At 59.8% G+C, this 26,805-nt stretch carries 18 protein-coding genes and 4 pseudogenes; 15 read left to right on the top strand and 7 right to left on the bottom strand.

Translation table 11 applies throughout. The annotated features are described in order from the left end of the window. Positions 1-200: 200 nt before the first annotated feature. Positions 201-428, bottom strand: a complete 228-nt coding sequence (locus AC1D0I_RS30165; protein ID WP_477399682.1) for a hypothetical protein — start codon at positions 426-428, stop codon at positions 201-203. 181 nt (positions 429-609) lie between these two features. Continuing rightward, entirely contained in the window at positions 610-2,646 is a 2,037-nt protein-coding gene (locus tag AC1D0I_RS30160; protein ID WP_477226589.1) for an oxidoreductase, read from the bottom strand. 148 nt (positions 2,647-2,794) lie between these two features. Here AC1D0I_RS30160 and AC1D0I_RS30155 point away from each other — a divergent pair, with 148 nt between their 5' ends. The 4 genes from AC1D0I_RS30155 to AC1D0I_RS30140 all read left to right on the top strand — a co-directional run bounded on the left by AC1D0I_RS30155 (position 2,795) and on the right by AC1D0I_RS30140 (position 7,132). Further along, positions 2,795-3,424, top strand: coding sequence for a TetR/AcrR family transcriptional regulator (locus AC1D0I_RS30155; RefSeq protein WP_477399680.1), 630 nt, complete (start codon positions 2,795-2,797; stop codon positions 3,422-3,424). Between the two features lie 15 nt (positions 3,425-3,439). Beyond that, positions 3,440-4,234: a pyrroline-5-carboxylate reductase family protein gene (locus AC1D0I_RS30150; protein WP_477399678.1), complete on the top strand. Its 795-nt coding sequence runs from the start codon at positions 3,440-3,442 to the stop codon at positions 4,232-4,234. Positions 4,235-4,282: 48 nt separating this feature from the next. After that, complete coding sequence (locus AC1D0I_RS30145; RefSeq protein ID WP_477399676.1) at positions 4,283-6,268, top strand: oxidoreductase; 1,986 nt, start codon at positions 4,283-4,285, stop codon at positions 6,266-6,268. A 381-nt stretch (positions 6,269-6,649) separates the two neighbouring features. Beyond that, entirely contained in the window at positions 6,650-7,132 is a 483-nt protein-coding gene (locus AC1D0I_RS30140) for a pyridoxamine 5'-phosphate oxidase family protein (RefSeq protein WP_095091062.1), read from the top strand. Positions 7,133-7,334: 202 nt separating this feature from the next. On the opposite strand, the gene AC1D0I_RS30135 is transcribed toward AC1D0I_RS30140, so the two are convergent. Then, complete coding sequence (locus tag AC1D0I_RS30135; RefSeq protein ID WP_477399674.1) at positions 7,335-8,735, bottom strand: phospholipase D-like domain-containing protein; 1,401 nt, start codon at positions 8,733-8,735, stop codon at positions 7,335-7,337. Positions 8,736-8,830: 95 nt separating this feature from the next. Beyond that, positions 8,831-9,052 carry a hypothetical protein gene (locus AC1D0I_RS30130; RefSeq protein WP_095091060.1) on the bottom strand — a complete coding sequence of 74 codons (222 nt, stop codon included), beginning with the start codon at positions 9,050-9,052 and terminating at the stop codon, positions 8,831-8,833. Positions 9,053-9,462: 410 nt separating this feature from the next. Here AC1D0I_RS30130 and AC1D0I_RS30125 point away from each other — a divergent pair. The 3 genes and pseudogenes from AC1D0I_RS30125 to AC1D0I_RS30115 form a co-directional block, all read left to right on the top strand. Next, positions 9,463-9,690 (top strand): annotated as a pseudogene (locus AC1D0I_RS30125) (YMGG-like glycine zipper-containing protein); the annotation flags it as partial. A gap of 429 nt (positions 9,691-10,119) precedes the next feature. Further along, positions 10,120-10,323: a CsbD family protein gene (locus tag AC1D0I_RS30120; protein ID WP_095091057.1), complete on the top strand. Its 204-nt coding sequence runs from the start codon at positions 10,120-10,122 to the stop codon at positions 10,321-10,323. A gap of 247 nt (positions 10,324-10,570) precedes the next feature. Continuing rightward, positions 10,571-11,641, top strand: coding sequence for a YihY/virulence factor BrkB family protein (locus AC1D0I_RS30115; protein ID WP_477399710.1), 1,071 nt, complete (start codon positions 10,571-10,573; stop codon positions 11,639-11,641). A gap of 158 nt (positions 11,642-11,799) precedes the next feature. On the opposite strand, the gene AC1D0I_RS30110 is transcribed toward AC1D0I_RS30115, so the two are convergent. Beyond that, complete coding sequence (locus tag AC1D0I_RS30110) at positions 11,800-13,845, bottom strand: sensor histidine kinase (RefSeq protein WP_477399672.1); 2,046 nt, start codon at positions 13,843-13,845, stop codon at positions 11,800-11,802. 341 nt (positions 13,846-14,186) lie between these two features. On the opposite strand from AC1D0I_RS30110, the gene tauA reads away from it, so the two are divergent. From tauA to AC1D0I_RS30085, 5 genes are all read left to right on the top strand, one after another. Further along, positions 14,187-15,194: a taurine ABC transporter substrate-binding protein gene (gene tauA / locus AC1D0I_RS30105; protein ID WP_457153789.1), complete on the top strand. Its 1,008-nt coding sequence runs from the start codon at positions 14,187-14,189 to the stop codon at positions 15,192-15,194. A 68-nt stretch (positions 15,195-15,262) separates the two neighbouring features. Beyond that, complete coding sequence (locus AC1D0I_RS30100; protein ID WP_477399670.1) at positions 15,263-16,057, top strand: taurine ABC transporter ATP-binding protein; 795 nt, start codon at positions 15,263-15,265, stop codon at positions 16,055-16,057. Next, positions 16,054-16,902 carry an ABC transporter permease subunit gene (locus AC1D0I_RS30095; protein WP_477399668.1) on the top strand — a complete coding sequence of 283 codons (849 nt, stop codon included), beginning with the start codon at positions 16,054-16,056 and terminating at the stop codon, positions 16,900-16,902. Before AC1D0I_RS30100 ends, AC1D0I_RS30095 begins: the two co-directional genes overlap by 4 nt. 44 nt (positions 16,903-16,946) lie before the next feature. Then, on the top strand, positions 16,947-18,098 hold the full coding sequence (gene ssuD, locus AC1D0I_RS30090) for an FMNH2-dependent alkanesulfonate monooxygenase (protein WP_477399666.1): 1,152 nt from the start codon (positions 16,947-16,949) through the stop codon (positions 18,096-18,098). Positions 18,099-18,429: 331 nt separating this feature from the next. Beyond that, positions 18,430-19,452 carry an aminopeptidase gene (locus tag AC1D0I_RS30085; RefSeq protein WP_477399709.1) on the top strand — a complete coding sequence of 341 codons (1,023 nt, stop codon included), beginning with the start codon at positions 18,430-18,432 and terminating at the stop codon, positions 19,450-19,452. Between the two features lie 1,011 nt (positions 19,453-20,463). On the opposite strand, the pseudogene AC1D0I_RS30080 reads toward AC1D0I_RS30085, so the two are convergent. Next, positions 20,464-20,771: pseudogene (locus tag AC1D0I_RS30080) on the bottom strand (ATP-binding protein); the annotation flags it as partial. A gap of 3 nt (positions 20,772-20,774) precedes the next feature. Next, positions 20,775-21,084: pseudogene (locus tag AC1D0I_RS30075) on the bottom strand (Mu transposase domain-containing protein); the annotation flags it as partial. On the opposite strand from AC1D0I_RS30075, the pseudogene AC1D0I_RS30070 reads away from it, so the two are divergent. The 3 genes and pseudogenes from AC1D0I_RS30070 to AC1D0I_RS30060 form a co-directional block, all read left to right on the top strand. Continuing rightward, a pseudogene (locus AC1D0I_RS30070) lies at positions 21,085-21,486 on the top strand (IS5 family transposase); the annotation flags it as partial. Positions 21,487-21,696: 210 nt separating this feature from the next. Continuing rightward, the gene (locus tag AC1D0I_RS30065) at positions 21,697-22,845 is read left to right on the top strand and encodes a porin (RefSeq protein ID WP_477399664.1); all 1,149 of its coding nucleotides are present in this window, start codon (positions 21,697-21,699) and stop codon (positions 22,843-22,845) included. A gap of 1,508 nt (positions 22,846-24,353) precedes the next feature. Then, positions 24,354-26,805, top strand: a 2,452-nt coding sequence (locus AC1D0I_RS30060; protein WP_477399662.1) for a beta strand repeat-containing protein, incomplete at its 3' end; no start/stop codon positions are given.

The following is a 26,805-nucleotide window of genomic DNA, read 5'->3' as shown; positions in this document are numbered from 1 at the left end:
CCTTCAAGGGAATTATCGCGCGATGATGCTTCGACAAGAGCCGGCAACCGCTGGGAAGGAATCAATCTTTGGTACCGCCAGGCCGGGCCGGTCGAGACCATGAGAGTCTACTCGGTGTTCCACCTTCCGGGTTGGCAATGAGCCAATTGCCGATTTCGCACCGACCGGCACCGGCGGCTGGCGGAGCCCGTGGCAATCGATCAATCGCGAGCGTCAAAAAGGACGGCCAGTCCCAGTTCCCTAGCCAAGTCGACGATCTCCTCCGTCAACTCGTCATCTGTATCCTGCAGATAAGGCGCGTCCCTGCGGGTTGCCTCGATTGCCGCTTTGACCGAGATGATATCGCCGTACCGCGAACTTGCCAGCTCTACCGCCAGAAAGTCCCTGGCAGTGCCGACAGGTCCTGTTGTGCGTCTGGCGATGCTCATGTGGCTCCTTCCCCATGATCACCTCCGGCTCATTTTGATCTCGTCCAAGATGCAGATCAATCGATAGTTCGATTCCGTACCAATTGCCGGTTGACGACAGTTGCGGCGTCGTTGGAGTGGCCGGGTGATGCCGGGCCAACCCTTCTTGTGATTGAGCGGACGAGTTTGTCCGCCCCGCCAGTCAGATATCTTTCGCCAAGCGAAGTGCGTCGTAGATCGCAGCGTGGGTGTTTCGAGCTGAAACGGCGTCGCCGATGCGGAAGAGTTGGAACTGGCCCTGCGCATTGCGCACCACCGACTGCGGTTGTCCGGTGATGAGTTCATCGTGCGAAATCTCGCCGTGGTTGGTCGATTTCGGTTTCAGTTCGAAATAGATGTCGTCGAGCGGAATGGTGCCGTGATTGACGACAACCTGATCCACGATGCGCTGTTTGGACACGCCGCCATAGTCACTGCCGACATGGGCAATGAGTTGGTTGCCGTTCTTTTCAACAGACTCCAGCCGATACGTGACCGTGAAGGTCACATCGAGTTTTTGAAGCGACCTCATGTACGGCACGAGGTTCATTGCCATGACCTCGGGTGAAAAGGACCGGTCCGGCGTCATGATTTCAACCTTCGCCCCGGCGCCCGCAAGAAATTCCGCGGCCTGGAGGGCCGCGTGGTCACCCGCATCGTCGTAGATGAGGACGTTTGTTCCCGGCTTCACGTCTCCGGAGATGATGTCCCATGAGGACACCACCAACTCGTTGCCCTTCGAAAGGACGTCGGTGTGCGCCACCCCGCCCGTGGCAATGATGACGACGTCCGGGTTTTCAGCCTCGATGGTTTCCGCTTCTGCCCAGCTATTGAACTGGATGCTCACTCCGTGTTTTTCGCACTGGGCCATGCGCCAATCGATGATGCTCATCATCTCCTTGCGGCGCGGGCTCAGTGCTGTCAGGCGGATTTGCCCTCCCGGTCCGCTCGCGGCTTCGAAGACCACGACCTGGTGTCCCCGCTCACCCGCCACGCGGGCGGCCTCGAGGCCGGCCGGACCTGCGCCGACGACGACGATCTTCTTGCGTGTCTCGGCCTTGGCGACAATGTGCGGCATGGTCAGCTCGCGACCAGTGGCGGGGTTGTGAATGCAGTATGCCGCCCCGCCCTGATAGATGCGGTCAAGGCAATAGTTGGCGCCGACGCAGGGCCTGATTTCGTCTTCGCGCTTTTCGATGATCTTCCGCACGATGTGTGGGTCGGTCATATGAGCGCGCGTCATCCCGATCATGTCGACCTTGCCCGACGCAATCGCGTGGCGCGCAGTCGCCACATCCGGAATTTTCGCCGCATGGAAGGTCGGGAAGTTGGTCGCGGCACGAATCTCGCCCGCAAAATCAAGGTGTGGGGCGTTCGCCATTCCCTGAATCGGAATGACGTCCGTCAGGCCCGCGTCGGTGTCGATGTGGCCGCGGATCACGTTGAGGTAGTCGATAAGTCCGCTTTCCTTGAGGCGTTTGGAGATTTCAAGGCCTTCCGACTTGCCAGTGCCGCCGGGGAGACATTCATCCGCGGTATATCGCACGCCCAGGATGAAGTCCTCGCCCACCCGTGACCGGATCGCCTTCAAGACATCCATGCAGAAGCGCATGCGATTATCGAGCGAACCGCCATAAGGACCGTCAAGTTCGTTCGTGAGGGGAGACGTGAACTGTTCGAGCAGGTGGCCGTAGGCCTCGAGCTCGACGCCATCCATGCCGCCTGCCTTCATCCGTTCGGCGGCGTCCGCGAAGTCCTTGATGATGCGCTCGATATCCCAGTCTTCAATTTTCTTGGGAAACGCTCGGTGTGAGGCTTCACGATGATGGGACGGAGCCACAACGGGCAGCCAATCGCCTTTGTCCCAGCGGGTGCGCCGTCCGAGATGGGTCAGCTGGATCATGATGGCGGCGCCCTCTTCGTGCACAGCATCGGTCATTTGCTTGATCCACGGTACGATCTCGTCCTTGTAGGCGAGCAGGTTGTTGAAAACCGGGGGGCTGTCCTTCGAGACCGCCGCCGACCCAGCCGTCATCGTCATCGCCACACCACCTTTCGCCCGCTCCACCGTGTAGGCAAGATAGCGCTCCTTCGGCATCCCATCCTCCGGATAGGCCGGCTCGTGGGACGTCACGATGATGCGGTTACGAAGGGTCAAATGCTTGAGTTTGTACGGCTGCAGAAGGGGATCGTTCGACATCTGACGGACTCCGGGCTGGGATGGCAGGCGCAAACGCTATTTGAAAATGTACAGATATGTCAAGTTTGAGTTCTCTTAGGTCGATCAAATCGACACAGGTGTACATTTTTCTGGTTTTCACTTTTTCATTTTGTTAGGTTGGTCGCCCATGGAGCAGATTTCGAACGACAGCGGATGGCGCGGATCGCCAGAGGGGTGGCTTGAAGCCGCCTACGACTTGCTTCTCGAATCCGGCGTCGACACGGTGAGAATTTCGCCCTTGGCCAAGAAGTTGGGCCTGTCCCGCACGAGCTTCTATTGGTTCTTCAAGGATCGAGAAGAGTTGCTGGCTGCCCTCGTGGCCCGCTGGCGGGACAAGAATACCGGCAACCTCGTCAAGCAGGCTGGGGCCTATGCCGAGACGGTGGCCGAAGCGATGCTGAACGTTTTCGACTGCTGGCTCGACATGACCTTGTTCGACTCCCAGTTCGAGTTCGCAGTCAGAAGCTGGGCGCTTCAATCTCCTGAGATCCTGGCGGAGGTACAGACAGCCGATCAGACGCGCCTCGACGCGATGAGCCAGATGTTCGTCCGCTTCGGTTATGAGGAGAGCTCAGCCGACGTTCGGGCGCGCACCATCTACCTCGTGCAGATCGGTTACATCTCAATGCAGACCAAGGAAGATCTCGCGGTCCGCATGAAGCGCATTCCCGGCTACGTTGAGATTTTTACGGGCGAGGCCCCACAGAAGCGGGAGCTGGATCGGTTCTTCGCCAGACATGGCCATTCGGCGGGTTGAGGAAGAGTTTCGACAATGGGCGAACCCTTGAGCATCGGAGTAATTGGTGGAGGTGGCTGGCTTGGACGGGCCATCGCCGAGGCCATCATCGATGCACAGATAGTCGCCGCTGAGCACCTCACGCTTTCCTACAGAAGTGGGCAACCCGGCTTTCTGCCAAACGCTGCATGGACCAGGGACAATCAGGAACTGGCCGATCGATCCGATGTCATCATCGTATCGGTCCGCCCCCAGGACTGGCCTGCCATCGACATCTCTGCGTCTGGCAAGCTCGCCATGTCGGTCATGGCCGGAGTGCCTCTCGACCAACTGGCTCGACGTCTCAAGACCGAACGCGTCGTGCGCACGCTTCCGAATGCTGCGGCTGAGGTGCGCAATTCCTATACTCCCTGGATAGGCTCTCGGGGTGTCACTGCGGATGACCGCGATGTCGCCCGTCGGATTCTGGAGGCCTGTGGTGCCGCCGATGAAGTCAAAAGTGAAGCAGATATCGACTATCTGACGGGCCTCACCGGATCCGGCCCGGCTTTTCCGGCCCTCCTGGCCGCAGCGATGATGGACGATGCCGTCGGTCGAGGAATAAGCCCGGACATTGCCCGAAGGAGCGTCAGCGCGGTGCTGATTGGAACGGGAAAACTCCTCGAGGCTCGCGCAGACAATCCCAAAGACATCGTCCAGACCTTCCTCGACTACCGCGGCACCACCGCAGCAGCAATCGAGGCCATGCGCGCAGGTGGGTTTGAAGCGGCCGTGGCAGACGGCCTTGCTGCAGCGCTTCAGAAATCCGTGAGTATGGGACAAGCCTCCTGATTGCCACACGAGGCGCTTGGCCGTCCTCCGACCCGCAGGTGAGATACAATGTCAAAACTCTTTCCGCATCTGTTTTCACCCGTAAAGCTGGGCAGTCGCACCCTGCGAAACCGGATCGTGTTTGGGGCTCACACCGCCAACATGGCCGAAAATGGCGTGCCGACCGAACGACACGTTGCCTACTATGCCGAACGAGCGATTGGCGGGGCCGGCATGATTGTTGTCGAACCCATGCCCGTCCATCAGGCCGCCGTGCTGACACGCGGCAATTTCCGGCCTGGCGACGATAGCGTCATTCCTCATTTCCAGCAGGTCACGCGGGCGATCAAGGACCACGGGGCGATCGCCATCCAGCAGCTCTACCACGTCGGTGCGCATGGCGATTCGGACAACTCATTTCATGCGCATTGGTCGCCCTCGGGCCTTCCAAGCTATCACGACAGCGACGGCTCCCACGCTATGTCGCAGGATGAGATCTGGGAGACCATCGACGGTTTCGTTCAGGCCGCGCGCCGCTGCCGGGAAGCCGGTTTCGATGGTGTCGAAGTCTGGGCTGCCTATGTCGGGCTGATCGATCAATTCTGGACGCCCTGGACAAACCAACGCGAAGACCAATGGGGAGGCTCGCTCGAAAACCGCACGCGGATCTCGCGCGAGATCCTGACCCGCATCCGGGAAACATGCGGCCGAGATTTTATCGTTGGGCTTTCGGTCAGCGATGAGCCCGACTACACAGTCGCGCTCGGTCGCCAGGAACTGGCGGAGATCATTCGGTTGCATGATGAGCAGGGGCTGATCGACTACGTGACCTGCGGAACCGGCAGCTACCTCGATTTCTACAAGATAATGCCGACCTTTCTCTACCCGGAGAAGCTTGGCGCCGATCTTGCGGCGACCCTCAAGGGCGTKGTCAAGACGGCCCTCGTGGTGGCCGAAAGCCATATCAGGACACCCGAAAACGCCGAAACGGTGCTCGGCGAGAAGGCTGCAGACCTGGTCTCGATCGTGCGGGGCCAGATCGCCGACCCGCATCTGGCACGCAAGGCCGCGGCAGACCGGCCGGACGATGTGCGCGGCTGCATATCCTGCAACCAGATGTGCTGGGGCCGCCGTTCACGCGACTACTGGATCAGCTGCCTGATCAATCCCTCGGCAGGACGCGAGTTCGAATGGGGTGGTGACCGGTTCACGGCCGCCGTCATCAAAAAACGGGTGCTTGTCATCGGCGGCGGGCCCGCTGGCCTCGAGACGGCACGCGTTGCCGCCGAACGGGGTCACGACGTGGTGCTGGCCGAAGCCTCCAGCAGACTGGGCGGAAACTTTCTGCTCGCCGGGCTGCAGCCGCGCCGAGGGCAAATCCTCGACCTTCTTGGTTGGTATGAGCGCCAGCTTGAGAAATTGAACGTCGACGTTCGGCTGAACACCTATGTCGAGGCGTCGGAAATCCCCTCATTCCAAGCCGATACCGTCATCCTGGCCACGGGGTCGGTGTCTCCCGAAAGCGGATTTCAGAAGGCGCTGCCGGCAATGCCGAGCCTGCCAGGCATCGAAAAGGGCAATGTCTTCTCGATCGAATCCGTGATGGCCCGCCATGCGCGACCCGGCAAGCGCGTGCTTTTGCTTGACGAGGGCGGAGGCTGGCGCGGCGGTGGCACAGCCTGGAAACTTGCCGAGGATGGCCATCAAGTGACCATTCTCACGCCCGATCCGCTGGTCGGCAAGGAACTGCAGCGGACAGCTGCCGATTTCCCGCTGCGACGGACATTGCGCCAGCTTGGCGTCAAATGGTTCGTGGACGTCAGCGTTCTGGAATGGCACGGGGACGGCGTGACCGTCGTCGACCACAACACCCGTGAAGAAAGTTTCGTACCGGGCGATTGCCTTGTTCTCGCAACCACCAACGTGGCGGCGGATTGGCTGGCGAAAGAGTTGAAAGGCACATCGCAACCTTTCATAGAGGTAGGCGATGCCGCCGCTCCACGCCAGGCGCCCTACGCATTCCATGAAGGAAGGAAGGTCGCCCTGCGGCTATGATAGGGCGCACTAGAGCAATTCCAGAAAAAGTGTGAAACGGTTTTCCCGGGAAAAGCGCGTAGCGCTTTCCCTCAGGGAATTGCGTCAAAACAAAGAGGTAGAGCGGTTCGCCGTTTCCGTGAAACGGTGAACTGCGCTAGTCGCCGAGATGGCCGCGCGAAGCAGGCACCCTGCCCGCACCTAGATCCGAGCGGCATCGGTCGAAGGGTCGTCGACCGAAAAGCGAGATGGCATCATTCCATCTCCCTGGTACGAATCTCACGCGAGACCGAACAGTTTTATCACTCCAGCAAGGAACGTTTTCACCAATCGCCGGCCCCGTCGGAACCGACATGCCCAACAGTCGTTTGTCCCCTTTCGCCAATTCGAAAGGAAACGCCTATGCCAGCCCCCGCGGAACTCAAATCCAGGTTCTGGGCATCCTTGAAGTCCGATATGACGATGATGATCGGACTCGATAACTCCAAGGTCATTCCTCGTCCGATGACTGCACAAATGGAGACTGACGGAAATGGTCCAGTCTGGTTCTTTACGGCGAAAGACACCGAACTTGTTCAGGGTCTGACGGATGGCAGCAAAGCGACCGCGACCTTCACGTCCAAAGGCCACGATCTGTTCGCCACAGTGCAGGGGAATCTTTGGCTCGACAACGACCGTGCAACGATCGATCGGCTTTGGAATCGCTTTGTGGCCGCATGGTTTGAGGGCGGGAAAGATGATCCGAGGCTAGCGTTGCTGCGGTTCGATCCGCGGGAGGCAGAGATTTGGCTGGATGGATCGAGCGTAATGGCAGGGATCAAGATGTTGCTCGGGTTCGATCCCAAAGACGAATACAAAGACAACGTCGCCAAAGTCGAGCTTTGACTCTGACGCGCCGACTGCGCTGTGGGCTCTGGTCTAGTTCGATCGTTGTGTACTCCGTGTAGGCAACCCGGCTGCTGCCCTCGGCACGAAGACGCGTTAACGCAGGGATCTACGCGCTTGGGCTCACCCTACGCTGCACATGCCTCGAGCACCGTGGGCGAGTGACCGGTAGCAGGGTGAGACTCGATGGTCGCTTTGCTGCCTAAAGTTGGGACTCGATTGGGAGATGGCGGACCAGGATCGCCAGGATGCGGCGGAAAATCCCCGCTTCTGGCTCGTGAGTATAATTTCGCGGCCTGCCTTCGTCGCATCCATGCCAGTGGAGCGCGTTGTTTTTCAGTTCGAGCCGATAACTCGCTTCCGGTGATATCTCTGCCTGGAACCTGCGCCGCAGTTCAGCGACCAATTCCTCATCCTCAAAAAGCACTCCCATTTCCGAGTTCAACGACACCGATCGCGGATCAAAATTGAAGGAGCCGACGAAACCGGTCCTGTCATCGACGCTGAAAGCCTTCGTGTGCAGGCTGGCGCCCTTGGACCCAAATACCGAGATCGCCTGCCGCCGGCTGAAGGGCTGAAGCTCAAAAATCTTGACGCCGTTCCTGAGCAATCGCTTGCGATAATTTGCATAGGCGCCGTGGACCGCTGCGACATCAGTGGCTGCCAATGAATTGGTCAGAACCGCAACTTCAACGCCGTTGCTGACGAGGTCCGACAAGATTGCGGAACCCCTTTTGCCAGGAATGAAATAGGGAGACACAATTTCCAGGCAATTGCGCGCTGACTGAATGATCGGAAGCAATTCCTTCAACAGCCAACTGCGACGTCTCCAGCCGCGCACTTTCTCTGGAGGGTCGGAAATCACTCGAACACGTTCCACCCAGTGCACATCGTTGCCGGCCGCAATGAACTCAGCGACGGTCCCATGGTCGCCGATCCCGTTCAAAAGTTTTGACTCGGTTTCAGCATCGCTTCCTCCAAACAATTCGGCCTGCGTGGTCGCAGCGGCTGGACCGAGCGCGCCAATTGGTTTTGCGTCCTGGCACGTCCAGAAAGCCTTGAAAATTTCGGCGGTTTGCTGCACGGCGGGGCCGAGGAGGAGAACGTCGAGGTCGCGGAAATTTGTTTCTGCTGCATCAAAGTAGGCATCGCCGACATTGCGCCCCCCGACAATGGCGATGTCGTCGTCGGCTATCCACGCCTTGTTGTGCATCCTGCGCGTCAATGCAAAAAGCCGCAGGAGAACTTCCATGCTGCGTACAATGCCGCGTGCTCTGACGCCGCTCGGATTGAACAGCTTCAGCTCGATGTTTGGATGGCTGCTCAACGCCAGATATGCAGAATCACTTTTGCGCGGGTTGACGTCATCAAGCAGCATTCGCACGCGCACGCCCCGCTGAGCGGCCCGGAAAACTTCCTGCAGAAGCAAGCGGCCGGTGTGGTCGTCATGCCAGAGGTAGTACATGAGATCGAGAGTGCGAACCGCGCTTCTTGCCGCCAACACACGCGCGGCGAAGGCATCATAGTTGTCTGAGATGAGCAGCAAGCCGCTCTTGCCGGTTTTGATATTGTCGTCCCGTGTTCGGGCGATGCAGACATCCATAAATTGGCGACCTTTTGACGGCGGTCGAAGCCGCTAGAAATAACCAGCGCTTCAGAGTTCAAACTGATCCACTACCGCGTTGCCAACCCATTGACTCATTTCGGCTCGCTCTTGATTGCAGCAACGAGAGCCTGAACCTGCTGGCCATGTTGTGTGGCAATCTTCAACAGGGTCACGGCCGTTTCGTGGGGTGTCCATCCCTGCGCCTGTGAGGCAGTTACCAAAGCAGCAAATGCGGTCTCCAGTGCGACTTCACAATTGATCTCCCGATCCGGGCTACCCTCTGGCAATATTGGCGGTTCAACAGTCTGGGTCATGTCGGCTTTGTGCTACCTCCTGAGGCCAAAAAAGCTCAGAACGGCAAGGACGACGACGACGAGCCCGACGAGATAGATAATGCTGTGCACGGTTCGATCTCCTCAAAATGATTTGGCAGACCAAGCTCTCTTGCCCAGCCTTTGAGGATTTGGTGGCAACCCTCGCATCGAGTGAACACTTGGAACTGTCTAATGTTCCAATGCCCATGCCGCCTTTTCTAGATGCGAAGGTTTTCCTCGCCGGACAGATGCGCCGAGCAGCCCGTGCTTGAGCAGTACGTGGTCTTCCGTTTCTGCCCTCGCTGAAGATGGCTCGCGCAATCAAAAGCTAATTTAGCAAATCGATGGATCGAAAAAACAAATCGCGCATTTATCACCGGGCTCAATGTCGGGCCGCTGGAGGACAACTCATGAAAAAGACATTGCTCATATTGAGCCTTATCATTCCGCTCGCAGCATGCTCGCGCACCGAGCAGGGCGCTGCAGTCGGTGGTCTGGGCGGAGCGGCAATTGGTGCCGCCGTAGCCGGTGATCCCGTGAAAGGCGCGATCGTTGGCGGTGCCGCTGGAGCCATCGCGGGCGCGGTGATCGGGCATGCCAGTGAAGCCGGTCAGTGCCGCTACAGAGATCGCAGCGGGATCACACGGCTCAAAGCTCGGCCGTTTGTCTTGGCTGCCGGCAGGCTCCACATGATCCAGTCAGAAAGTTGCGGTCTAAGGCTTCCTGTTTTTCAGCATCCGCGCTTCCCGCAAGAGCGATGCCCAATTGAGCCCGAGGAATTCGATCAGCTCACGGGCCTGTGCTTCGGTGATGCCGGTCTCGCTAGCCAGACGACGAGCCATGYCGTCCGTCGCAGCCGGTGGCCTTCCTTGCTCGTCAACCATCTGTCGGATGTCCTTCCTGTGACCCAACGGCCCGCGAGATAGATGGTTCCTGCCGCCTGCCCAGCCCAACAGGCTCCGGCCATCTACACAGCGTTTTGAGAAAGTCCGAACAGCGAGGGCATCGTGGAACCTCCCTCTTCGGACGACGTTTGGCCTTGTGTGAAACGAAGGAGACCCTGTGTCATGGACTGGAACCGCGTCGAAGGAAACTGGAAGCAGGTCAAGGGTAAGATCAAGGAACAATGGGGCAAACTCACTGACGATGATCTTGATCGAATCGCCGGTAAACGCGATCAGCTCGAAGGCAAGATCCAGGAGCGTTACGGCATCGAGAAGGATCGAGCCCGTCGCGATATCGATGACTGGTATGGCCGGCAGGGGTGGTAGGTTCGAATTCTCCGACCCGCGGAAGCGCGACTGATCATAACGCCCGTCGCTCCATTCACGGCAGCGACGGGCCGTCCTTAGGGGATAGCTTGTCGCCTAATAGAGCGCGCAGAAAGAGACGTAGCTGCGCCGATCTGAAAGGCGGTGCTGGACGGCTAAGCAAAGCCGGATCAGGCGAGAGGTACTTTGCCGCGCTGGCGGCGCCCAACGACATCTGTTGAACGCGGGATTGATTGAGGCGCGCACAGTGGCTTCGAAGGCGGAAGGGAAACAGCAGCCGACCGGAACGAAACCCTCACTCATCGATGGGGAAGCGGCCAGTCGAGCTGCATCAACCACAGAGGGCAGCAAAGCCACCCTGCGGTCGGAGCCTAGAGGCCGCGGACGCGATGCTGCCTGGCCATCACAGATCCCGGCACTGGGCTGGAAGGATATCTTCTGGCGGCTGTGGGAAGAATTCAACAAGGACCGGGTCCTGCTGGTCGCGGCAGGCGCGACCTTCTATCTATTGCTCGCCCTGTTTCCGGCGCTGGCGGCCTTCATTTCGATCTATGGTTTCGTCGCGGATCCTGTCACGGTCGCGGATCATGTCGCCTATCTGGGCGGTTTGCTGCCATCGGGCGGGCTCGATCTTATTCGCGACCAATTGCAGGCCCTGGCCAAGCAGAAACCGGGTGCTCTCGGAACCGGCTTCTTCATCGGCCTTGGCATCGCGCTATGGAGCGCCAACAGCGGCATGAAGGCGCTCTTCGACGCCATGAACATAGCTTATGAAGAGCGCGAGAAACGCAGCTTCATCACCCTCAACCTGATGTCGATCCTGTTTACGGTCGGAGCCTTGCTGATTGGCATCGTGCTGTTGCTAACCGTGGGCGTCTTTCCGGCATTGTTGCGCTATTTCTACCTTGATGCCTGGACCGAAACGCTCGTTGCGGCGTCCCGATGGCCGATCCTGGTTTGCACCACGCTGACCGGCATTTCCCTGCTCTATCGCTTCGGGCCGAGTCGAGAGTATGCCAAGTGGCGATGGCTGAGTTGGGGAGCCTTGATCGCGACCACTGTCTGGATCGGGGCATCGTGGCTCTTCTCGTTCTATCTGCAGCATTTCGCCAACTACAACGCCACGTACGGATCGCTTGGCGCGGTGGTCGGCTTGATGATGTGGACTTGGATTTCAGTCATCATCCTTATTGCCGGCGCCGCCATCAACGCGGAGATGGAACATCAGACGGCCGTTGACTCGACCACGGGCCCTGCCCTGCCCATGGGCAAGCGCGGTGCGGTCGTCGCCGACACATTGGGCAAGACTGCGGATTGATGGTCTGACGATCCCATCTGTCGCCGTTCTTGCGACGCAGCCTGAAATCACACGGTGCCAGAAGCGACACGCCGGCAATCAACTCAAGCGAATGACTTCCAAGGGTCCGCCATGCGCCATTGGCGCACCCGAAAATAGTTTGGACTGAACAGCGAGGTCTAAGTTTCGCTGCCTGGAAAATGTGCTTCAGCCTCATTCGGCTCAGACAGGTTCACCTGGAAAAGGCAGACCAGTCCCGATCTTTCGAAAGTCAGCACCACGCGTCCCGCGGAATCGGAGTCGAATATGCGCTCCAGGAGCTGGGTGCCAAACCCCTTGCGCTCGACGGGGCCGACGGTCGGGCCACCAGTCTCTCGCCATTCGAGTTCAAGTTGGCGTTGCTGTTTTTGACCAACAAGCTTCCAGGATAGCGAAACCCTGCCGTTTGAATTCGACAGCGCCCCATATTTGATCGCATTTGTCGTAAGTTCATGAAGTGCTAGAGCACATGAAAGGGCGACGTTGGGCGGAAGCCAAACCTTGCCTCCGCTGATTTGAAATCGTTCGATCGGAGCGTGTGGCTTGATCGAGGCTGTGACCAGATCATGGAGATCGGCGCCGCTCCAGTTCTTCTGCGTCAGGATATCGTGCGCCTTCGCCAGCGAGATGAGTCGGTCGGACAGGACCCGTCCTGCCTCGGGCAAAGTGGTTGCGTTGCGGATCGTCTGGCTTGCGATTGCCTGGACCACCGAAAGCGTGTTCTTGACGCGGTGGTTGAGTTCGTTGACCAGCAATTTGCGATGCTCTTCGCCGCGTCTGCGGTCGGTTATGTCAAGGCTGATCTGCACGGCACCAATTATGCTGCCGCCCGGGCTGCGAATCGGACGCGCGCTCGAGAGCAGAAAGCGCTCCACGCCAGACGGAAGCGTATAGGCGAATTCTTCGTTGTCTGTCAGCTCGCCACGCATGGCCCGGCTCAGAGGCCGGTCCTCTCGGCTCACCGTATGCCCGTCCTTGACCGCCACGGTGTTGATCACGAGGTCGGGCGCGCCAAACGATTTGCGGGCGTCGGTCGGCAAACCCATGAGTTCCGCCGCGAAGCGATTGCGAATGACCTGGAGGGCTTGGGGGTCATAGGTGAACCAGACGGCTGCCGGCACCGTCTCCAGTACTGTCTCCAATTCATATCGGCGCTCGGCGATGGCGCGCTCGGCGTCTACCAGCGCCTGCGCAATGGCGCCGAACTCCGCAACTGTGGTGGACAAGGGCTCAACTGCGCGGCCCTGACCAAGCGCCTCAGCGCGGGCAGCTAGGTCGGTGGTCGCTCCAGTGAAGCGCTTTCCCACGACGTAGCCGAGAGCGATCGACACAAGAAGCGCCAGCAGGCCGATCCCGCAAATTGCCGCGAGCGAGCGCCATAGCGGCGCCTGCACCTCGGAAAGCGGTACGTTGGCGGTATAGAACCAATCGGAAAAGGAGGATCGGTAGTAGCCCGCCAGCAGCGTGGTGCCCTCGAAGTTGCGGGATGTGAAGCTGCCGGAGCGGCCAACGATTTTTTCCAGATATTCCGGCAATCCAGGCTTGCCGCTCATCTCCTGATGCGACCTGGAACGTGCCACGTAACTTCCGTGGCGATCTCCAACACCAACCGTCCACCCCTCAAGAGCAGCAGGCATCATCACATCCCGGATGCGTCCGGTCGGGATGGAAATCGAAAGGACCAGATCTTCGCCCGTCGGCGCCGGCACCCGTATGGCAACGGCTATGCGGTAGTTTTTGGAATCCTTGCTGGCAAAGACGTCGCTGACGAAAATGCCGGACGCTCTGAGTTTCTCCAGATCCCCTGCCGGCATCGGTTCGACCGGCGGCAGAACTTCACCGTGCCCGATCCCTGTATTCAACAACTGATTGCGACCTAAATCGCGCAGGACGATGATCCGGTCCGTCCCTTCGACCAGGCTGAGCGCCTCGCCGCGAAAGGTTTCCAGATCGCCGTTGGCCAGAGCAGGCGATTTCGACAGACCGTTGAGAGTCGTTTGAAGATTGGCTAGTTCGCCCTCGACAACGAGCGAAACCTGCCGGGCGGTTTGGCGGGCGTCCTGTTCGAAGCGGGACCGCTCATGCACAGCATATTGGACCAGCAGATAGGCCGCGAAGAGCCAGACCGGTATCACCGCGGCCGCGATCAGACCAAGCAGGTGCGATCGAGCTGATCGACGAGGCAAAATGCTGTTTCCCCTGCCGCCTCAGAAACTGGCCAACCATAATCGCAAGCCGGTGAACAGCAAGAGTTAGTTCAAGCTAGGGCCGCGGCAGTCGAGAGAAATTCGACCCCCGATAACGGACTGATCCCCACAAATAATGCGTCGGACCGGCCCCTCGGGTTTGCGTGAGAATGATCCGTTGGGGCCGTTCGCATCGAAGCCGTAATTTTTTTATCGAGGGGCCAGCCTTTCGGAATTTCATTCCTATCTAAGTCTATAATATTAGTGGACTTTAATCCTCAGCCCCTCGTTCAGGGCTGGCAATCGAAGCTGTGCCCTCTGTTTCAAAGGATTAAGATACCATGCGAAAACTGATTTCCGCTGCCCTTGTCGGGCTTGCGCTGGCGGCCAGCTCCGCCGCAGCGCTTGCCGCCGACAAGAAAGTCGTCATCGCCTACCAGACGGGTGCCAATCCGTACAATCTAGGCATTGCCAATGGCGATCTTGCCAAGAAGACCGGCTGGGACATCGAATTCCGCCGCTTCAATTCAGGCGCCGACATCTTCGCCGCCATTGCATCCGGCGACGTCCAGATCGGCGATGTCGGATCGAGCCCGTTCGCCGCCGCCGTCAGCAGGGGCATCGACGTGAAGGCGTTCTACATCTCCTCGGTCTCTCGTGACGGCGAAGCCCTGGTGGTGCGGCCCGAGATCAAGTCGCCGGCCGACTTGCGGGGCAAGAAGCTCGCCGCAGCACCCGTCTCGACTGACCATTACCAGCTTCTCGCCGTACTTAAGCAGGAAGGCATCACGGAGAAGGAAACCCAGGTCATCGCCATTCCTCAGCCCGAAATCGTCGCGGCCTGGAAGCGCGGTGACATCGATGGCGCCTTCGTCTGGGATCCGGCACTCTCCGAACTCAAGAAGAACGGCAAGGTCCTGCTCACAGCTGGCCAGGTCGCCGATCGTGGCGCTCCGACCTTCAGCGCACTTGTCGTGACCGGCGATTTCGCCAAGGCCAATCCCGACTTCCTCGGCCAGTATGTCCGGCTGATCGACGGCTATACCACCTCTTACCTGACCAACCCGGCTTCCTGGGGACCGGACTCCGAAAGCGCCAAGGCGATCGCCAAATTGCAGGGCGGTACGGCGGCCGAGAATTCGGAGCAGTTGAAGACGACGGTGGTTCCGCCGCTCGACGAACAGGCTTCCGACAAATGGCTGGGCGGTGGCGACAAGAGCGCTGTCGCGAAAATCCTCAAGGACACTGCGGGCTTCCTGAAGGACCAGAAGAAGATCACCGCCATCAAGGACAGCTACGCCTCAGCCGCCGATCCGCAATATGCGGAGGCCGCCAAGGCTTCCAACTAAAAAATCCTTGAACGACATTCGGCTCTGGCTGGCGGCAATCTCGCCAGCCAGACTGCCTGGAGGCCACCATGCTTCGAATTCGCGACGCCAGCGTCACCTTTCCGGCTTCCGACGGCCAGGACGTTCACGCGCTCGATCACGTCTCGCTCGACATTGCACCTGATTCCATTGTCGTCGCCGTCGGTGCTTCCGGATGCGGCAAGTCGACATTGCTCAACGCGATCGCCGGCTTCCTGCCGCTCACCGAGGGCACGATCACTCTGGATGGAAAGGAGATTATCGCGCCCGGCGGCGATCGTGGTGTCGTCTTCCAGAAGGATACCTTGTTGCCCTGGGCCAATGTGCTGGACAACGTTGCTCTCGGCCTGAAATACCGGGGCGTGCGGCGCGGCGAACGCCATGAGCGATCGAGGCGTCTGCTGGAACTGGTCGGGCTCGCCGATTTCGCCGAAAAGCCGCCCTATGAACTGTCCGGCGGCATGCGCCAGCGCGTCGGCATCGCGCGAGCCCTGGCCACCGATCCGAAGATCCTGCTGATGGACGAGCCGTTCGGCGCCCTCGACAGCCTGACGCGCGAGACAATGCAGCAGCTTCTGGCCTCGGTCTGGGCCAAGACCGGCAAGCAGATCCTGTTCATCACCCATTCCATCGAGGAAGCCCTCACGCTCGGCACGACCATCGTTGTGATGTCGCCTCGGCCTGGTCGTATCGTTGCCCGGTTCGAGGCCGATTTCGTCCGCGAGTTTGCCAGGAGCGGCGACATCGGGCCGATCCAGTCCCACCCGCGTTTCATTGAACTGCGTCAGGAAATCCGCTCGCTGATCCACCAGCCGGAAGGCGCCCGCACAGGAACCTTGCAATGACGCTTGCCGCCAATTCCCCGACTTCGTTCCCACCTTCGACGACCCAGCGCAGGCCGTCCCTGCGGCCACGCCGATCCGCGTCGACAGGCACGCTCGGCATCAGCCTGGTCACGCTGGCTGCGCTGATCGCGTTGTGGTTCATCGCCGCGCGCTTTGGCTGGGCGTCGCCGCTGTTCCTGCCGTCGCCGGCCGAGGTGCTGACCCAGTTCAGCGCCGTCTGGGCCGAGGGTTATGCCAACGGCACGCTTCTCGACCACACACTGGCAAGCCTGGGCCGTATCGCGGCGGCGCTCGGCGTCGGCATTTTCCTGGGCATTCCGCTCGGCCTGTTGATGGGCCTCAATCGTTGGGTCAAGGGCATCTTCAGCGTGCCGATCGATCTCTACTGGGGCTTGCCGCCGCTGGCCTACCTGCCGCTGCTGATCATCTGGCTGGGCATCGGCGAGACTTCCAAGATCGTGCTCCTGTCGCTGTCAACCTTTGCCCCAATCTGCTTTGCCGCACAGGCCGGTGTCCGGTCAGTGCCGGCTGAACGCATCAACGCCGCGCTGTCGCTCGGCGCCAGCCGGCTGCAACTGTTCACCAGCATCATCCTGCCGTCCGCATTGCCGGAAATCATGACCGGTCTGAAGATTGCCATCGGTGCCGGATTGTCGACGTTGGTCGCGGCCGAGCTTATCGCGGCCCAGTCAGGCCTTGGCTACATGATCATGTCGGCCGCCAATTTCCTCGCCACCGACGTCGTCTTCGTCGGCCTCATCGTCATCGCCATCCTTGCCTTTGCCTTCACCAGCGGCATGCGCTGGCTGGAGCACCGTCTCATCCCCTGGAAGGGCAAGCTCTGACGCTTGCCTGCCCACATATTCCAAATCGCTGAAGGAACAATCCGATGCCCAGCAAGCCGCTCGACCTCTACTGGTACCTGCCGACGCATGGCGATGGACCGTATCTCGGCACCGACGAGCGCCACCGCCCGGCAACCTTCGGCTATCTCAAGGAGATCACCCAGGCCGCCGACCGGCTTGGCTTCAAGGGCGTGCTGCTGCCCACCGGGACGCGGTGTGAGGACGCCTGGATCGTGGCGGCCGGGCTGATCCCGCTCACCGAACGGCTGAAGTTCCTCGTGGCGCTTCGGCCGGGCAGCGGAACACCGGCCCTGTTTGCGCGTCATGCCGCGACCCTGGACCGCATCTCCGGCGGCCGCGTCCTGCTCAATGTGGTCACCGGTGCGGATCCAGCCGACCTCGCCGGCGACGGCAACAAGCTCAGCCATGACGAGCGCTATGCGCAAACCGACGAGTTCCTGACCATTTGGCGGCGGATACTTTCGGGTGAGCCAGCGGATTTCGAGGGCAAGTACCTTTCTGCCCACGGCACCGACATTTCCTTCCCGCCGGTTCAGCAACCCCATCCGCCACTCTGGTTCGGAGGCTCTTCCGATGCCGGCATTGCGATCGCCGCCAAGCATGTGGACGCCTATCTGAGCTGGGGCGAACCGGTGGACCAGCTTGCCGAGAAGATCGATCGCGTGAGGAAAGCAACGGCTGCACAAGGCCGCACGATCCGCTTCGGCCTTCGCATTCATCTGATCGTACGCGAAACGGAGGATGAGGCCTGGGCTGCCGCCGACCGGCTGATCAGCCACGTCACCGACGACCTTATCGCCGAAGCCCAGAACGGATTTGTCCACATCTCGCAATCCGTTGGGCAGAAGCGCATGTCGGCACTTCATCAGGGCCGGCGCGACCGGCTGGTTGTCGGCCCGAATCTGTGGGCTGGACCTGGGCTGGTGCGTGGCGGCGCGGGAACGGCGCTGGTCGGCAATCCCGACAATGTTGCAGCGCGCATACGCGAGTATCAGGACATCGGCATCGAAACGATCATCGCGTCCGGCTACCCGCACCTGGAAGAGGCGTTCAACGTCGCCGAACTGCTTTTCCCCAAACTCGGATTGAGTGGCGAAGCCGCACCCGTGGAGCGTAGCTGGGACGTCGAGTTCGGACGCGGTGTGCCTTCCAAGGTCGCGGCATCCGCATCGTGACGTCCTGTCTGCTCCGCGCTCAGAACAGCCACACCTACTGGTAACATCGAAGGACTGAGATAGGGCCGGCAGCTTGGGGGAATTTGGCACCCCAGTGGACAGTCCGCATCTTGCGGACTCCGTCTCGCGATGGGACATCCGTCAACTCGTAGGCGAATGGCCCGCATTTGCCAAACCTGCCAAAGTCGAAATTTCGACCCCGCGACCCCTTCCAGACCTTGACGAAAATTGGTGCGCCTGTTTGAGACCGGGGCAATGGGGATATTTGCTCCATGGGGAGAAGGTGGGCAAGCTGGTGAAGCGCGTTTTTCGATTGCTTGCCGCGATGATCATGGCGTCCGGGGTGACCGGCTGCACAAGCATTTCCTACTACGCGCAGTCCCTGGAGGGTCATGTGCAGATCATGGCGGCGCGCGAAAATGTTGGAAAACTGATCCATGATCCTTCCACGCCCGAGGCATTGCGCGCCAAGTTGACGTCGGCGAGCGCCATACGTCGGTTTGCCACAGATGAACTGGCACTGCCCGACAACAGCAGCTACCGCAGCTATGTTGACATCGGTCGGGACGCTGTGACCTGGGCCGTTTTTGCGGCGCCACAATTCTCCCTGACGCCACGAACCTGGTGCTTTCCGGTTTTCGGCTGCGTTCCGTACCGGGGTTACTTTGCTCGGAAATCCGCGACTGACACCGCTGTCGAGCTTCATCGACAGGGGCTGGACGTCTATGTCACAGGCATCACCGCCTATTCCACACTGGGCTGGTCCAGTGACCCGCTGCTAAGCACCATGCTTCGTCAGGATGACACGTATCTCGCAAGCCTTGTCTTTCATGAGCTGGCGCATCAGCGCATCTATGTGAATGACGATTCCGCATTCAATGAGGCTTTCGCGGTTGCCGTCGAAACCACCGGCGTAAGGAAATGGCTGCGCGCTGCTGGCGATCGCGCCGGATTGCGCCGCTACGAAGCCGATCGCAAGCGCCGTGCCGATTTTCTTGGACTGCTGTCGAAAACGCGGGACGAGTTGGGGCAGGTCTATGCAAGTCCCCGTACCCCGGAGCAGATGGCGGCTGCCAAGGCAGCCACGATCGACAAGCTCCGGACGCGCTACAGGCAAATGCGCGACAGGCGCTGGGGCGGATACCGGGGGTACGACGCGTGGTTCGATGCCCCGATCAACAACGCAAAGCTCGCCGCGACCGCTGTCTACGGCGAACAGGTTCCGGCGTTTCTTCGCCTGTTCGATCTGTGCTCCGGCGATTATCCAAGGTTCTACGCTTCTGTTCGACGGATCGCCGATTTGCACCAACCTTCCCGTGCCGAAGCGCTTGAGGCTGCGGCCACGTGTGATTGACTTCATCGCCCATCAAGGACATCCACGATGCCCGCACAATCCGCGATGCAGAGCCGATCCATGCATTGTTCGCCGCACGACTATATAAGGCAGATACGGTGAAGCGTTCTGGGCGACACCCCAGGCACGGCGCCCGTGGAACAAGGGTCCAAACTTTTAGAGTAAGGGCGAGACACTAGGCAGCCGAAGGCGCCCCAACTGAGGCGGGATTTTTGGGAGGACACATACCATGAAGCGCTATTTTCCGATTGCACTCGCTGGGCCTGAACTTGCCAAATGACACTATATGCGCGAAACTTGTTATGTGCGGAACTTGGTTTTCGAAGAGCCGCTCATAGGGCGGATGTGGGAATGGCGTGGTTGTCCGCACCACCACCGTCACGACCGGGCGATCAAGGATAACGGCGAGCAAGCGGGGTTCCAATCAATGGCATATGTCGCGTCTTGGCGGAATCCTCGCGTAAGAGCAGCTTTTGCTGCCATTGCGTTATCGCAGTTTGCGGCCATCGCGCATTCCAGCGAGGGATCATTTGATGACTTTCCCTTCTTGGTGCATTGCGAGGTTAGCGGTCTGCATCGTGCTTTCTATTTGTCCACAATTAGCCAAGACGGGGTTGCCGTCTATATTTCGCCGGACAGGCTGGCCGGCACCATAACTGTAAGAGGCAAGGCCGATCCAGTGGGCGCAGACGGGTCGGGAAGTTGCGCTGGAAAAACACTTGAGCAACTACGATCGACGGGTCAAGCATATGACTTGCAGCACTGATTTTTGAGGAATGCTGTCGGCGCAATTCCACCTTCAAATGCGAACTTTTCGCCGCCTGTTGGTGTTCGGTCACACATTTCCGCCAGATCCCGTTTGTCAAACGGCTTCCAAAACTGCCCTCCGATCGGCGTCCAATTTTGACCCCCTTTATGTAGTGCGGAGCGGTCAACGTTCGCCCGGGCGGACCTGGTCAGGGTTGCGCAGCCCGGGCGAGCGCGGATTGCGCTTGGCAGCTGATTGGGTGATCAGGCGCGGTTCTTGAAGCGCCAGGACTCGTTGCCGGTCTCGATGATCTCGCAATGATGGGTGAGACGGTCGAGGAGCGCTGTCGTCATCTTGGCGTCGCCGAAGACGGCGGGCCATTCTCCGAACGCCAGGTTGGTGGTGACGATGATCGAGGTCCGTTCGTAGAGCCTGCTGATCAGGTGGAGGAGCAATTGCCCGCCGGCTTGCGCGAACGGGAGATAGCCGAGTTCATCGAGCACGACGAAGTCGAGCGGGTGAGGTAGTCGACGATACGGCCCTGCTTGCCGCCGCGGTGCTCGGTCTCGAGCAACGGCGCGCCGTTGCGCAGCGCTCCGGGCTTGCGGGCAAGCACAGGGACGTAATGCCAGGTATCATAGATCGTCTCGCCGCGCCCGAACGAGCGGACACGTTCGGCGACGACCCCGCCGTCCTGGCGAATGACGATCTTGCCGGCATAGGCGTGGATCTCCACCGGGCGGCCGACGGCCGTCGACGGGACAGAAGCGCACCGTGCATGTCTTCGACACCGAGGCGGGGACCGTGTGGAATGCATCGAAGGGGCCGCGGTAGTCGACCAATTTGCCGCGCTCTTCCTCAAACACGTTCCAGATCGTGCGCTCCGGTCTCGAGGCGGGCTAAGCACCAAGATCCATGGCGCCGGCGATGCGCTCGGGCTACCGGTTCGCCTGATCTCCAGCCCCGGACAGCGCAACGACAWCGCCTTTGCCCATGATCTCGTCGATGGCTTCGAGGCTGGTGCCACGATCGCCGACAAGGGCTATGACGCCGACCACCTGCACGAAAAGATCGCTGAAACAGGAGCYGAAATCGTCATCCCACCGAAGCGCAACCGCAAGGTCCAACGTCCCTACGACACTCTCTACAAAGAGCGCAACATCATCGAGCGCTTCTTCAACAAGCTCAAACAGTTCCGCCGTGTCGCAACCCGCTACGACAACCTGCTGGCCAACTTCATGGGCTTCTTCGTTAAACGCGCCGCTATCGCTATCTGGCTCAGATAGTTAAATCGTTACTGCGGCCTAGGGTTGAAACGAAATAGTACCTTTTTTGTCACATCGTTTGGGCAATGTCGTCTCGACTGATTTCGTTGCGGCCGATTTCGATTGTGGTGACTAAGCGCGAGCGTAAATCTCGCACTTGGAAAAGAGTGTGACTCATCTCTTTCGGAGGCCGGTAGATTCACGGCACCCACTTTGAAGCTGGAGTTTAAAATGAACGTCAAGAGCCTTCTTCTCAGCTCCGCTGCGGCTCTAATCGCTGTTTCCGGTGCGCGCGCCGCCGACGCCGTCGTCGTCGCCGAGCCGGAACCCGCTGAATACGTCAAGATCTGCGATGTCTACGGCGTTGGCTACTTCTACATCCCCGGCACCGAAACCTGCCTGCGCATCGGCGGCTATGTCCGCTACGACATCGGCATCGGTGACACCGGCTCGTTCGACGGTGCGAAATCTGCGGATCATCAGGATGGAGATGACAACAGCACGTACTTCAAGAACACCCGCTTCACGCTGAAGACCTGGACCGGCCAGGAAACCGAACTCGGTACCTTGAAGACCTACACCGAGACCCGCTTCAGATTCGGTAATTTGAACGGCTTCGGTGACGAGTTCGGCAACGACGCTCACAATAAGGACACCGAGCTGAACTTCGCCTGGATCCAGCTCGGTGGTCTGCGCGTCGGCAAGGACGAATCGGCCTTCGATACGTTCGTCGGCTACGCCGGCAACGTCCTCCAGGATACGCTGGTTCCGTACGGCGTCTTCGATACCAACGTCATCCAGTACTACTTCGATGCTGGCAACGGCTTCTCCGCCGTCGTCTCGCTCGAAGAAGGCTATGGCGCCTACACGATCGACAGCTACGTTCCGCATGTCGTCGGCGGTGTGAAGTGGACGCAGGGCTGGGGCGCCATCACCGGTGTCGTCGCTTATGACAGCAACTACGAAGAAGTCGCCTTCAAGGCCCGCTTGGACGTGAACGTGTCTGACGCTCTGCAACTGTGGGTCATGGCGGGCTACGGCACCGACGACAACCTCAGCGACGGGACCCTGGCTTTCCCGGCCAACGGTCGCGGCTTCTACAAGCAGTGGGGCGGCAACTGGGCAGTCTGGGGTGGTGGCACCTACAAATTCAACGAGAAGACCTCGTTCAACCTTCAGGTGTCTGCTGACGACTGGAAGAACCTCGGCGTTGCAGCGAACGTCGCTTACAACGTTGTTCCCGGCTTCACGGTCACGGCCGAAGTCGACTATCTCCATGCAGGCCGGTTTGGCGATGTTGACTTTGTCAACCCCGCGTTTACGCCTGCCGACAAGGAGAACAGCATCGGTGGTATGCTCCGCTTCCAGCGCGACTTCTAACAGGTCTCGCTTCGGCGAAACCGAAACCCGGCGGGTTGCCGCCGGGTTTTCTTGTCCACAACAGAGTCTGCTCGGCGCGATTTGACGTCCAGGCTTAGCATTCTCTCTGCTTCTCTATTCCGCAGCTGCGTCAGAGCCGTGATTTGCCGCCTCAAAAATCAATGGTTATGGTGGGCCGGGAGGACATACTCAGATCACTGATTTTACTGGGTTTTTCGTGGGCTAAAATCAGATGTCTTCCCGTATCGTTCCGCCGAAGCCAAACAGTTGAACTCAGTGACCCTGTCTCCTTCGCGCAACGAGTTGAGCTAGGTAGCACCGAGAAGCAGGCGAACGGCGGACCTACCGCTACGCGATGGGTGATTGTATCATAATATGTAGCACATTCTCCGTGTCTAGGTGAGGCGTCACGCCGCCGCCCCGAGCAATGGACGTCGTGTAGGGAACTGCACATTAACGACTGGTGCACCGGCAAGTACCCCATTGCTCTGAGCGGGACCATGGAGGTAAAGCGACGAGCGCGCCCACACTAGGAACCTCGTCGGATAGCGGCAGAAGGGATCGCACCGCGTTTCGATCAGACTTGTTCTTTGCGATCGTGCTGCCACTTTCCCGCGCGAGCGCCGGCTCCCCTGCTGATGCTTTTGGCTGTTAACTGTACCTCTTTTTGGATGTTGACGCTTACTCTTCGTTAGCGTTAAGAATGCGCTAATATAAGCGTCGCCTAACACAAGACCTGACCGGGCAATCAGGAAATGGCGACGCCGTAAGGGCTAAAGGGGAACGCAGCGCGGCCAGAATAGTCGTCGCAGCTACCATTGTTTGGCCAAGATCTATCTGTGGACCGCCATGTTGATAACTGGCCGTTTGAGGACTTATGCGCTGAAAATAGACGTTTGTTAAAACAGCATATCGATCTTTCAACACGTTTAAATGGAGATTAGATAGCCGTCGGATGCGGCACACAAATAGATGATGGGGCATCTGTTTTGTGCTGGTGTGAAGTAAAAGGGGGTGGGGTTTAATGGCTTCTTGTCAGAGCACAGATGCCAACGCAACTGCGACATCGTTTCCAAATACTTGGTCGACCGGGGACAGGCCCTGCGGTCTTGCCGAAAATACGACCATCTTCATTTCCACGCCGCAGGCCGCTGTTTCTCTCGATCCGTTGAGCAATGATTTCACCGGGATCGTACTTTGTCCTATCGATGATTGGTTCCCAGCCTCGGCCGACACAAAGAGACCCGGGGACGCCGATTGTAAGGTTTCAGCCGACATCAGGTATTGGGCGGGCTCGCCAGCGTGGGCCTTTGGTGTCGGTACAAATGTCATTGCTTTGAACGCGAACTCATTGGCCCTGGCGCTCTCGCCCGGGATTAACCCGTTTGTTGGCGAAGGCGAACTTGCTTGCACAGCTTCACAATTTTTGAGCGACCTCGCCACAGGCGGCAGGTCGACGTCGGCAGTTCTTGGCCGACAAGAACAACGAGCGAGATAGGGGTTAGGACATGGCAACGACCATTGGCACGATCGGCAACGACAATCTGGTCGGCGGTAGCGGAGACGACGTGCTTTTGGGGGGCGCTGGAAGCGACCGCCTGAATGGCGGGTCAGGCGCCGACACGCTCGATGGAGGGAGTGGCTTCGATACGGTCTTGGGCGGATCTGGGGCGGACACGCTTATCTATCGAGCGTGGGAAAATCAGTACAAGATTGGCAGCCAATTCTTCGGCACGGGGATAACGGCCGGACAAACGGCCTTTTCCGGCTACGACGTCTACGACGGCGGCAACGGCAATGCTGCCAAAGGCACTGCCGAGATCGATACGCTCGTTATCTATCTAAGCAATGACCAACTCGCCAATGCGTCGTTTATGGCGGCGTTTAACGGTGAAATTGCCCAGTTTCGTGCCTTTATTGCCGCAAACTCGAACTCGAATACCGGCCAGGCAGGTCAAGCAGAATTTACATTCACTTCGATCAATCTCAAGGTCTCCGCGATCGAGCAGGTTTCAGTCGGTCTCGATCCAACTTCGCCCGTCGGTTTCAACGATACTAACGCTGCCGACCAGGTGCGCGAGGCCGGCGTTGGCCCGGCGAATGCACTCCTTGGGGGTGACTCCTCGGCGGCAGGTAATGTGCTGACCAACGACACGGATTCCGACGACGGCCAGGCGTCGCTGGTCGTGTCGGCGGTCCGGACAGGTACGGAATCCGGATCAGGAAGTGTTGGCACGGTCGGATCTGCATTGGTGGGCACCTATGGCTCACTGACCTTGAATGCCAACGGCACCTATAGCTACGCCCTCAATAATAGCGACGTGGACACCAATGCGCTGGCGAACGGGGTCACCGTCACTGAGGTGTTTACATACACCGTCCGTGACCCGCACGGGCTTACGGATACTGCGCAGCTGACCATCACCGTCACCGGGACCAACGACGGCCCGATCGCCGTCGCCGACACCAATGTTGGCGATGCGGTCACCGAGGCCGGCGTCAACCCCGGCAACACGCCGTTCGCAGACGACGCCTCCACCATCGGCAACGTCCTGACCAACGACACCGACGTCGACGTTGGCGACAGCAAGACGGTTTCGGCCGTCAACGGCGGCGCCGGCAATGTCGGCTTGGCAGTGGTTGGGACCTATGGCTCGGTCACAATCGGGTCGGATGGCAGCTACACCTATACGCTCAACAATGCCGATGCCGATACCAATGCGCTGGCCCAGGGCGCCACGGCGACGGATCAGTTTACCTACACGGTCAAGGATGCCAATGGGGCCACCTCTTCGACCACGCTCACCATCACCATCACCGGCACCAACGACGGCCCGATCGCCGTCGCCGACACCAATGTTGGCGATGCGGTCACCGAGGCCGGCGTCAACCCCGGCAACACGCCGTTCGCCGGCGACATCTCCGCCATCGGCAATGTGCTGACCAACGACACCGACGTCGACAGTGGCGACAGCAAGACGGTTTCGGCCGTCAACGGCGGCGCCGGCAATGTCGGCTTGGCAGTGGTTGGGACCTACGGCTCGGTCATCATCGGGTCGAATGGCAGCTACACCTATACGCTCAACAATGCCGATGCCGATACCAATGCACTGGCCCAGGGCGCCACGGCGACGGATCAGTTTACCTACACGGTCAAGGATGCCAATGGGGCTACCTCCTCGACCACGCTCACCATCACCATCACCGGCACCAACGACAGCCCGGTGATCACGACGGCGGTCGGCCAGGATGCCGGCACGGTTGTCGAGGCCGGCAATCTGGACAACGGCACGGTTGTCGCCGGGACGCCGTCGGCGTCGGGCACGCTGACCTCCTCGGATGTCGACCACCTGGCGACGGCGACCTGGAGCGGCGACGCGACGGGCACCTATGGCGCGTTTGCGATCAACCCGACGACGGGCGCCTGGAGCTTCGCGCTCGATCAGGGCGCGGCCGATCATCTGGCCGAGGGCGAGAGCGACACCCAGACGTTCACCGCCACGGTCACCGACGACAAGGGCGCGACGGCGACGCAGACCGTCACCATCACCATCACCGGCACCAACGACAGCCCGGTGATCACGACGGCGGTCGGCCAGGATGCCGGCACGGTTGTCGAGGCCGGCAACCTGGACAACGGCACGGTTGTCGCCGGGACGCCGTCGGCGTCGGGCACGCTGACCTCTTCGGATGTCGACCACCTGGCGACGGCGGCCTGGAGCGGCTCGACGACGGGCACCTATGGCGCATTCGCCATCGACGCGGCCGGCAACTGGACCTTCACGCTCGATCAGGGCGCGGCCGATCATCTGGCCGAGGGCGCCAGCGACACCCAGACGTTCACCGCCACGGTCACCGACGACAAGGGTGCGACGGCGACCGAGACCGTCACCATCACCATCACCGGCACCAACGATGCGCCTGTGGTCGTTGCCGGCGGCAATACCGACACCGTGGTCG

The sequence above is a fragment of the Mesorhizobium sp. P2_D1 genome, from assembly GCF_056404455.1.
The sequence above is the reverse complement of the archived record's forward strand: the minus strand, read 5'-3'. Positions and strand labels throughout refer to the sequence as shown.

Bases quoted from the DNA above. Each gene is read 5' to 3' on its own strand.
- AC1D0I_RS30165 (WP_477399682.1), bottom strand. From the start codon at position 428: ATGAGCATCGCCAGACGCACAACAGGACCTGTCGGCACTGCCAGGGAC.
- AC1D0I_RS30160 (WP_477226589.1), bottom strand. From the start codon at position 2,646: ATGTCGAACGATCCCCTTCTGCAGCCGTACAAACTCAAGCATTTGACC.
- AC1D0I_RS30155 (WP_477399680.1), top strand. From the start codon at position 2,795: ATGGAGCAGATTTCGAACGACAGCGGATGGCGCGGATCGCCAGAGGGG.
- AC1D0I_RS30150 (WP_477399678.1), top strand. From the start codon at position 3,440: ATGGGCGAACCCTTGAGCATCGGAGTAATTGGTGGAGGTGGCTGGCTT.
- AC1D0I_RS30140 (WP_095091062.1), top strand. From the start codon at position 6,650: ATGCCAGCCCCCGCGGAACTCAAATCCAGGTTCTGGGCATCCTTGAAG.
- AC1D0I_RS30135 (WP_477399674.1), bottom strand. From the start codon at position 8,735: ATGGATGTCTGCATCGCCCGAACACGGGACGACAATATCAAAACCGGC.
- AC1D0I_RS30130 (WP_095091060.1), bottom strand. From the start codon at position 9,052: ATGACCCAGACTGTTGAACCGCCAATATTGCCAGAGGGTAGCCCGGAT.
- AC1D0I_RS30120 (WP_095091057.1), top strand. From the start codon at position 10,120: ATGGACTGGAACCGCGTCGAAGGAAACTGGAAGCAGGTCAAGGGTAAG.
- tauA (WP_457153789.1), top strand. From the start codon at position 14,187: ATGCGAAAACTGATTTCCGCTGCCCTTGTCGGGCTTGCGCTGGCGGCC.
- AC1D0I_RS30100 (WP_477399670.1), top strand. From the start codon at position 15,263: ATGCTTCGAATTCGCGACGCCAGCGTCACCTTTCCGGCTTCCGACGGC.
- AC1D0I_RS30095 (WP_477399668.1), top strand. From the start codon at position 16,054: ATGACGCTTGCCGCCAATTCCCCGACTTCGTTCCCACCTTCGACGACC.
- ssuD (WP_477399666.1), top strand. From the start codon at position 16,947: ATGCCCAGCAAGCCGCTCGACCTCTACTGGTACCTGCCGACGCATGGC.
- AC1D0I_RS30085 (WP_477399709.1), top strand. From the start codon at position 18,430: ATGGCGTCCGGGGTGACCGGCTGCACAAGCATTTCCTACTACGCGCAG.
- AC1D0I_RS30065 (WP_477399664.1), top strand. From the start codon at position 21,697: ATGAACGTCAAGAGCCTTCTTCTCAGCTCCGCTGCGGCTCTAATCGCT.